This window comes from Acinetobacter nematophilus (assembly GCF_026344175.1).
In the GTDB taxonomy this organism is placed as follows: Bacteria; Pseudomonadota; Gammaproteobacteria; order Pseudomonadales; family Moraxellaceae; genus Acinetobacter; species Acinetobacter nematophilus.
The window spans coordinates 413,010-421,538 of record NZ_JAPKMY010000003.1 but is presented as its reverse complement, the minus strand read 5'-3'; the positions used below and the strand labels follow the sequence as shown (position 1 = coordinate 421,538).

The window sequence follows — 8,529 nt, the reverse complement described above, 5'->3', positions numbered from 1 at the left end:
ATTTGTTCGTACAAATATTATCCATTAATCAAATTCATTCACATTTTTTAATCAAATTTGCTTTAATACATATGCAACAACTACTGTTAGAATATGAAAGTGTCTTTAATAATATTATCGACCATTTTTACTTTAAGCATATTTCAAGGAATTCTATGCGTCCTTATCACGTACTTTGGGCTTGTTTACTCAGCATTGGTCTGACGAGCCATGTATTTGCTCAAGAAGAATTATCTACCCAAGAAAATTCTGACAATGCTGTTGACTCTGTTTCAGTTGATAAGTTGTCTCAAGAGAATTCTTCTGATCCAGCAATGTCTAAGCACCCAAGAATTGAAGCACTTAAAGAGCTCAAAAACATTACAAAAAATGATTTAAAAGTAAATGCAAATGCTGCTCAACCAGATGCTGTAAAAGATCCACTCCAACCATTAAATCGTGAAATTTATGCATTTAATGATATGATCGACCGCAATGTCGCTCGACCAGTGGCTGTTCAATATAAGCAAAAAGTTCCTGAAGATGTGCGCTCTTCTTATAGTCTATTTCGTAAAAACTTAAGTGAACCATGGAATGCTGTAAACCAACTTGCACAAGGGCGTTTTAAGCGTGCAGCAAAATCACTAGGTCGTTTTACCCTGAATACTGTCACTTCTTTAGGTTTAGCAGATCCAGCAACTCGTTTAGGGTTAACAACAGAAGAAGAAAGTTTAGGAACGACATTGGGCTATTATGGTGTACCCAGTGGTCCTTATCTGATGTTGCCTGTCTTAGGCCCAAGTACACTTCGTCACTCCGTAGATTATGTTGCCGAGAGCTATGCGAATCCGCTCAGTTATCCGATGGATGATAATCATCAATCAGGTTTAATTTGGGGAAATCGTGTAGTAGGTGGGATTAATACCCGCTCAAAACTATTAGATGTTGAAAATGTATTGCAAGGTGATCGTTATTCAGCAATCCGTGATATCTATCTACAACGCGTGGCCTTCCAAATCACCGAGAAAAAAGGTGGCGGAGCGGAAGCGGTTTCTTTTGTTGGTGATGACGATGATATTGATGATTCATCTGATACAGGCGCAGACAAATAATCACAATATTTTGTTAAACTTATTTGCTAGTAATCTCATCAGTTTTACTAGCAATGTGGTGTCATCTATAGTAAATCTAGTGGATATCACTTTCTATATTAATTAAGGATCATTCATTTCTTCTATGTATTTCATTCAACCCAGTCGCCAGATTTCAAGTTTAGAGCACGTATTAAACACGCTTCCTAGCTTGCAGATGATTACCATTGAAGAGATTCATCGTTATGATCCAACTAGAATTGCCATAGCCGATGTGCATGATTTTTTAGAATATCAATGGGCACTGCCAACAATTGTCATTGCTCAAGAGAATGAGGGTGCTGAGCTTTCTCAAGCTTGGGAACTTGGTGCGCTTGCTGGTTGGATCTGGACCAAGCTTCCCGCGAATCTTGAAGATTCTCTATTAAAAATAGATGCCCAATACAAGCGTAACCAAGACAGTCGTGACCTCCCCTCAGCAGCAGAATTACAGAAAAAGCTACTTCCTAATCCAATAGACCTACAGAACTATAAAGTAGAAACACTTTTTCAACCTTCCGCTTACTTGTCTGGTGATTGGTATGATTACTGGAAAATCAGTGATAAAGAAATCATGTTCTATTTGGCTGATGTTTCTGGTCATGGTGTAACCAGTTCATTGCTGACTTCATGGATGGCTGCTTTTCACGGGCGTTCAAAAACTCCAAGAGAGTTAATCAAGAAACTGAATGGGATGCTTGTCCAAGAAAATATTGAAAAACACATCACCATGCTGGCAGGAATTCTCAACATTGAGACACATACATTAAAGTGGTCAAGTGCAGGGCATTATCCTCCCCCCATCATTTTTGAGCCTAATCAAGCACCTCGTGTCTTAAATACCAGCAGCTTTCCTCTAGGACTTACTGAGGATTTAGAAGTTGAAGAATTTGAATCTACCTTAAATAAACATGCACGGTTCATTATTTGTTCTGATGGTGCGCTTGAACCTTTTTCTGGTGGTTTGAATGAACAATTCGCTCAATTGGTCTATCATTTGCAAAATCAATCATTCCGTGCGCCAGATCACGTCGCAGATGACATTGCTATCCTTAGTCTTCGCAGAATGAATTAACATTATAATCAAATACATATAACTCATTAGACTATTAACTGATATGCAAACGCTTGAGTATAGACTTGCGCTATGTGATAATTTTCCTATCCTTCTCTGCAAATGGCATTTATATGTCAACAGGTCATGTTGAATATGCAAGCTTGAATGGAACGCATATTTTCAAACTTATTGGTGAAGTGCGAGCCCAATCTTGTATTAGTTTAGACAAACTTTTGGCAAGGATTGAACAACAGGAAAACGTCATTGGCGCGATTGTTGATTTAACCCAAACCACATTTATTGATAGTACTGTTCTTGGAATACTTGCGAAACTTGGTTTAAAGTTAAAACAAGTACACCACATCCAAGCCGTAATGCTATCTACAAATCCAGACATTACTACTCTAGCCAATAGTATGGGCTTAGGGCAGGTCTTTGTCATCTTAAACTATTGTGGTGATCCGCATGTATGTACAAAAGCTTTGATTGACGACAATGTGAATCACAGCACCATGTTGTGTACCGTTCTCGATGCACACAAAACCTTAATGAAGCTCAATGAAAACAATCAAAATATGTTCGAGCCATTAGTGAAACAACTTGAAAAGCAACAAGATACAATGGAATGTGTATCTTCAAATCAGCAAAACGCTTAATCTTTTCAAAATTGTTATGATTAGGGATAGCACATGACTTTACTTTCTGTTGTTCAAATGAATTCTCAAAATGACATTGAAGCCAACTTCAGTGTGATTGAGTCATTGATACAACACAGTAAAGCCGATGGTGCGTCTTTGATTGTTTTCCCAGAAAACTTTGTCTGTTTCGCGGCAGGAAAGCAACGAGAAACAGCGGCGCGCTTTGAAGAAATTCAAAAACGTCTGGAACATTTGGCACTACGATATCAAATATGGATTGTCGCAGGGACATTACCATGCCCGTTTCGTCCTGATGGTTCGGTCATTGAAGATGGTCGTGTACGTACAGTCAGTTTATGTATTAGTCCTGAACGTACTGAGGCGCGCTATGACAAAATTCACTTGTTTGATGTTCAAGTGGGCGATGCGGTAGGTGGCTATCAAGAGTCAAAATTCTTTGAGCCAGGCAATGAGGTTGTCGTTGCAAAAACACCTTTTGGCAATATCGGGTTGATGGTGTGCTATGACCTGCGCTTTCCTGAGCTCACACTCACTTTGAGATCACAAGGTGCAAATATTTTGACAGCGCCTGCTGCGTTTACCTATACCACGGGTGAAATGCATTGGCAGTTACTACTGCAAGCACGTGCGATGGACAGTCAATGCCAAGTTTTAGGTGCAGCTCAACAGGGTTGGCATGGTGAGAAACGTCAGACATGGGGACATGCTGGAGCCACCAACAGTCGTGGTCAAGTTTTAGCGATGACAGATCAAGAAGGCGCTCAACTGCTCACCGTACCTTTTGATTTAGCTGAACAAGACGCTGTACGTGCTTCAATGCCGCTTATCCAACATCGTCGATTGATTTCACTTTAATATTTTCCCAAATGACTTTATTTTATGAATATGACAAAACAGCGTTATACTCAGTGTGAGTCATATCCTTTGAGACAAGCATGCAACAAGACTATTCACATTTAAATCTTGATCATCAAGTTTGCTTTCTTGTTTATTCTACAAACTTAGCACTCAATCAACTCTACCGAAAAATACTTGCACCATTGGGCTTAACCTATCCACAGTACTTAGTGATGCTTGTGCTTTGGGAAAAGGATGGTTTAACTGTATCTGAAATAGGTGAAAAACTATTTCTAGAATCATCTACACTCACCCCTCTGCTTAAAAAATTACAAAGCCACGGTCTGCTTAATCGGGAGCGATCTACACTCGATGAACGTCAAGTAATTATTAGCCTAACCACTCAAGGACAGCAGTTAAAATTGAAAGCTGTTGATATCCCACTACAAATCGCTCAGGCCAGCGAATGTAATTTAGATACCCTGACTGAGCTTAAAGGACTTCTGTCAACTTTACGCAACAACATTTCAAAATAATTTTTTATTCAATTTTACACAAAAGCTACTTGTTTAAATATTTATATCGTATACGATATATTTGAACACAACCAAAGGAAGTATCCAATGTCTTTAGAAAAAGTGGTTTATACAGCACATGCAAAAGCTACAGGTGGTCGTGATGGTCGTGCAACATCATCAGATGGAATTTTAGATGTTAAACTCGCTGTTCCAAAAGAAATGGGCGGTGCTGGTGGTGGAACCAATCCAGAACAACTTTTTGCAGCAGGTTATTCAGCTTGTTTCTTAGGTGCAATGAAATTTGTTGCTAATCGTGATCATTTAAAAATTACTCCAGATGTATATATCGAAGGTGATGTAGGTATTGGTCCTATTCCTACTGGTTTTGGTATTCAAGTGACGTTAAACATTCATTTAGAAGGTCTTGAACAAGCGGAAGCACAAAAGTTAGTTGATGCAGCCCATATCGTTTGTCCATATTCAAATGCAACGCGCGGCAATATTGATGTGACATTGAATGTGATTGTTTAATGTTATGATAAAACCTACCTAGAAATATAAGTTTATTTTTAGGTAGGTGAATAAATTTAATTCCAATTTCATATTAAAACCTTTATATTTTTAATAAAATAGCAAGACACTACTAAGTAAAAAATATGACAGAATTAAATGATGATATTCCCCCAAAAGTTTTTATCTCATATTCTCATGACAGTGAAGAACATAAGCATTGGGTGATTCAATTAGCGACTAGATTACGTTCAAATGGAGTCGATGTAATTCTAGATACATGGAATACAAAACTCGGAAGTGATCTAGCTTGTTTTATGGAACAAGGACTATCGCAATCTCAAAGAATAATATGCATCTGCTCAGATAACTATCTTCTAAAAGCTAATAATGGCAAAGGAGGCGCAGGTTATGAAAAACAAATAATGACAGCAGAACTGATCATTGATCAAAATACAGACTGGATAATTCCCCTTGTTATCAATAACTCATCAGACAAAAAGACACCAACTTTTTTAGGAGGAAGAAAATATATTAACTTTGAAGATCCTAAACTATATGAAATAAGATATGAAGAGTTACTTAGAGATATTTTGAATGTACCAGTTTTACCAATTCCACCTATTGGCAAAAATCCATTCAAAGTTATTAAAGAGTTTTCTCAACAAAAGTTTTTACCAACAAATGAAAAATATGTATCGCCTTCCGTATTTGGAAAGATAACATTTGATTACTCAAATAATAATGGTTGCTATTTTATTGGTCAAGATGAGTTAGCTTTTGAAATAAATTTCAGTAAAGCAAGTAATAAAAGCATATATTTATACAATGATCCGTCCAATATTAAGACGCTTGCGATTGCAAAAGGAATAAATAAGATTACAGATATTGTAGATGCTAGATCATATGATACATCTTCAAGAACTCGGTGCCCTAAAGTAAATGAGATCGTAATTTTACAAAATTTAAACGGCTTTTATGCTGCAATAAAAATTTTATCTATTAAAGATGATAGTAGAGGGGATGAATGTGATGAAGTAACTTTTGAGTATTTTATCCAAACAAATGGTTCACCCAATTTTTTGCATGAGTAAAGATACTATTAGACCTCTTGCAAAAGTAGGTTTTGGGTCATTTGGCTTTATGCAATACCTTATAAATCAAAGATCACAGTTGCTCAAATTTTGACTAATGCAAGAGGTCTATTGATTCTAAATAAAAAAACAAAGTTTGTAGAAAAGGCTAATTTCATACAAACTTTGCCAACGCTTCTCAGCATGCGAACTTATATAGAGATTATTAAGAACTGATGTACGCACCCACACTCTATATTGTGATTTACATGAAACACAACATCTTGTGTTACCAACCCTCAAAAATAGGGTTACTGAGTAACATCAGTTAATAAATCAAATTACTCAGCCGCTTCATTGGTCACACGTAAAACCTCTTCCATGGTTGTTTTACCTGCCAATACTTTACGTAAACCATCATCACGAATTGAACCCGCGTCTCTACGTGCATATTCTTCAAGTTCGTACTCAGCTGCATTGCCATGAATCAAACGGCGCATCTGCTCATCAATTGGAACAATCTCATAAATTGCAGTACGTCCTGTAAAGCCCGTATGTGAACAATAATCACAACCATTTGGCACAGGTAATTTTAGATCTGATTCTAAACTCACAGGTTTAAATACCTCTTTTTCAAAATCATCTGCTTCACGCCATGTATGGCAATGAGAACATAAAGTCCGAACCAAACGTTGTGCAATCACACCAATCAATGAACTGGATAACAAGAATGGTTCAATTCCCATATCTTTCAAACGTGTTACCGCACCGATTGCAGTGTTGGTATGCAGTGTAGATAAAACCAAATGACCGGTTAAAGAAGCTTGTACTGCAATTTCTGCGGTTTCTAAGTCACGAATTTCCCCCACCATCACCACATCTGGGTCTTGGCGAAGCATTGCCTTGAGTGCACGGGCAAAAGTCATATCCACTTTGGTGTTGACTTGGGTTTGCCCAATACCCTCAAGTTGATATTCGATTGGATCTTCAGCGGTTAGAATATTTTTTGAACCATCATTTAAATCAGAAAGCGCAGCATATAAAGTTGTTGTTTTACCAGAACCTGTTGGTCCCGTAACCAAAATGATGCCATGTGGACGGTGAACCAATTGAGTTAGGCGTTCATAATCGCTTTTCATTAACCCCAAATGTGTCATGTTCAAGCGTCCAGCCTGCTTATCCAGTAAACGCATCACCACACGCTCACCATGAGATGATGGCAGTGTTGATACACGAACATCCACCTCACGCCCAGCAAGACGTAGAGAAATACGACCATCTTGCGGAATACGCTTTTCAGCAATGTCCAGTTTAGCCATCACTTTGATACGTGAAACCAACAACGGCGCAAGTTCTCGACGTGGTTGTACGATCTCACGCAATTGCCCATCAACACGCAAACGCACAGATAGTTTCTTTTCAAATGCTTCTATATGAATATCAGATGCACCCACACGAATAGCTTCTGACAATAAGGCATTGATCAGTCGGACGATAGGTGCATCATCCTCCTGATCCATCAAATCTTCCGTTTCAGGGACTTGGTCGGCAAGGCTTAATAAATCTGGATGATCTTCCAGACCAGCTGCAACTTGCTGCGACTCACCTGTTTCACCCGCATAGCTTGAACTGAGCATTTGATTAAATTCAGTTTCATTGCATAATTGATGTTGTGCGACACGACCAAGATAACGGCGTGCTTCCTGAATCGCAATTTGTGCGGTATCCTGACGACGAACAATAAAAACTTGATCACCTTCATAACGCAACAGCACTCCATGCCGTTTTGCAAAACTATATGGTATTTGTAATTGTTTAAGAACTTGCATTACAACTTATATTAATCATTTAAATTGCTTTGAGTGTACTCTATGCACATGACAGCGTGAAGTCTGTTTGTTAAAGATTTGATGATGATTTTATGAATAGGATGAACATTTTTGTCTAAAAAGAAAGACCATCTTGAACCAGAACTCCCCGATTTAAAATGGTGGGGAGAACAATTTTTTGAATTGCACCAATCCAAAGCATGGCAATTTGGTTCAATGATGATGCGCATTACACGTGGTTTACAAGAATGGCGTTTAGAATACTATCGCCCACATTTTCAGTATGACTATGAACAGCAATGGCATAAAATTCATGATGTGAATTTTGGCTTTCCTGAACCTGTACATGTTGAACGCTACATGTTTAGAGAAACCCATAAAACATTTCAGTTAATGCCCCGATTGGCTGACCGTTCTGTGGTGATCCGTCCTGTCGATCCTATTTATATCCCCGCTGGACAACGTGGTACGCTGTATATCAGTACCCCCTTATGGATCTCAGGTTTTGTGCAAGCTCAAAAAGAACCACTATTTGATATTCCTGTGATTTTGCCTAAGGATACATGGTTTGGTCCAGATCATCGTACCGGTGAAATGTGCTATGCAACCTCAGTCGATGGTCGTACAGAATTGAATTTACTGCGTCCTCGTGCTTTCCGTGCTGTTACCCCGATTGATTTTCACAATGTAAGCAGTCATCAATTGCGCTTTGACCGGATGAATGTGCCTGTTCCAGCACTGCCTTTATTCTATAGTGAAAGTACAGGGCGTTTGTGGACCTCACAAATTAAGGTCATTTATGAAGGCAATGATCGCCCTGCTCGCGTTAGAATTGAAAATCGTACTCCACCACTGGCTGGAGAAGTGATCTATGTTCATCCACCACGTTCACCAGGTGGTGCATTATTTAACATGTTTGATTCATTTTTCTAAGGGA

Annotated in this window: 9 protein-coding genes; 8 read left to right on the top strand and 1 reads right to left on the bottom strand. The window is 38.5% G+C overall.

Annotation, left to right across the window (positions count from 1 at the left end; translation table 11 throughout):
* Window positions 1–155 precede the first annotated feature (155 nt).
* The 7 genes from OSH00_RS09150 (at window position 156) to OSH00_RS09120 (ending at window position 5,784) form a co-directional block, all read left to right on the top strand.
* On the top strand, window positions 156–1,091 hold the full coding sequence (locus tag OSH00_RS09150) for an MlaA family lipoprotein (RefSeq protein ID WP_266130148.1): 936 nt from the start codon (window positions 156–158) through the stop codon (window positions 1,089–1,091).
* 124 nt (window positions 1,092–1,215) lie between these two features.
* Window positions 1,216–2,184 (top strand): RsbU family protein phosphatase GigA, encoded by a 969-nt coding sequence (gene gigA, locus OSH00_RS09145; RefSeq protein WP_266130147.1) that lies wholly within the window; start codon window positions 1,216–1,218, stop codon window positions 2,182–2,184.
* Window positions 2,185–2,297: 113 nt separating this feature from the next.
* Entirely contained in the window at window positions 2,298–2,822 is a 525-nt protein-coding gene (gene gigB / locus OSH00_RS09140; protein WP_196077091.1) for an anti-anti-sigma factor GigB, read from the top strand.
* Between the two features lie 33 nt (window positions 2,823–2,855).
* A complete protein-coding gene (locus OSH00_RS09135) occupies window positions 2,856–3,680 on the top strand; it encodes a carbon-nitrogen hydrolase family protein (RefSeq protein WP_266130146.1) in 825 nt (274 codons plus the stop codon).
* Between the two features lie 80 nt (window positions 3,681–3,760).
* Window positions 3,761–4,198 (top strand): MarR family winged helix-turn-helix transcriptional regulator, encoded by a 438-nt coding sequence (locus OSH00_RS09130; RefSeq protein ID WP_266130145.1) that lies wholly within the window; start codon window positions 3,761–3,763, stop codon window positions 4,196–4,198.
* Window positions 4,199–4,285: 87 nt separating this feature from the next.
* The gene (locus OSH00_RS09125; protein WP_266130144.1) at window positions 4,286–4,711 is read left to right on the top strand and encodes an organic hydroperoxide resistance protein; all 426 of its coding nucleotides are present in this window, start codon (window positions 4,286–4,288) and stop codon (window positions 4,709–4,711) included.
* A gap of 125 nt (window positions 4,712–4,836) precedes the next feature.
* Window positions 4,837–5,784: a toll/interleukin-1 receptor domain-containing protein gene (locus OSH00_RS09120; protein ID WP_266130143.1), complete on the top strand. Its 948-nt coding sequence runs from the start codon at window positions 4,837–4,839 to the stop codon at window positions 5,782–5,784.
* Window positions 5,785–6,104: 320 nt separating this feature from the next.
* Here OSH00_RS09120 and gspE read toward each other — a convergent pair whose 3' ends face one another.
* Window positions 6,105–7,592: a type II secretion system ATPase GspE gene (gene gspE / locus OSH00_RS09115; protein WP_266130142.1), complete on the bottom strand. Its 1,488-nt coding sequence runs from the start codon at window positions 7,590–7,592 to the stop codon at window positions 6,105–6,107.
* A 111-nt stretch (window positions 7,593–7,703) separates the two neighbouring features.
* Here gspE and OSH00_RS09110 point away from each other — a divergent pair, with 111 nt between their 5' ends.
* Complete coding sequence (locus OSH00_RS09110; RefSeq protein ID WP_266130141.1) at window positions 7,704–8,525, top strand: hypothetical protein; 822 nt, start codon at window positions 7,704–7,706, stop codon at window positions 8,523–8,525.
* Window positions 8,526–8,529 lie beyond the last annotated feature (4 nt).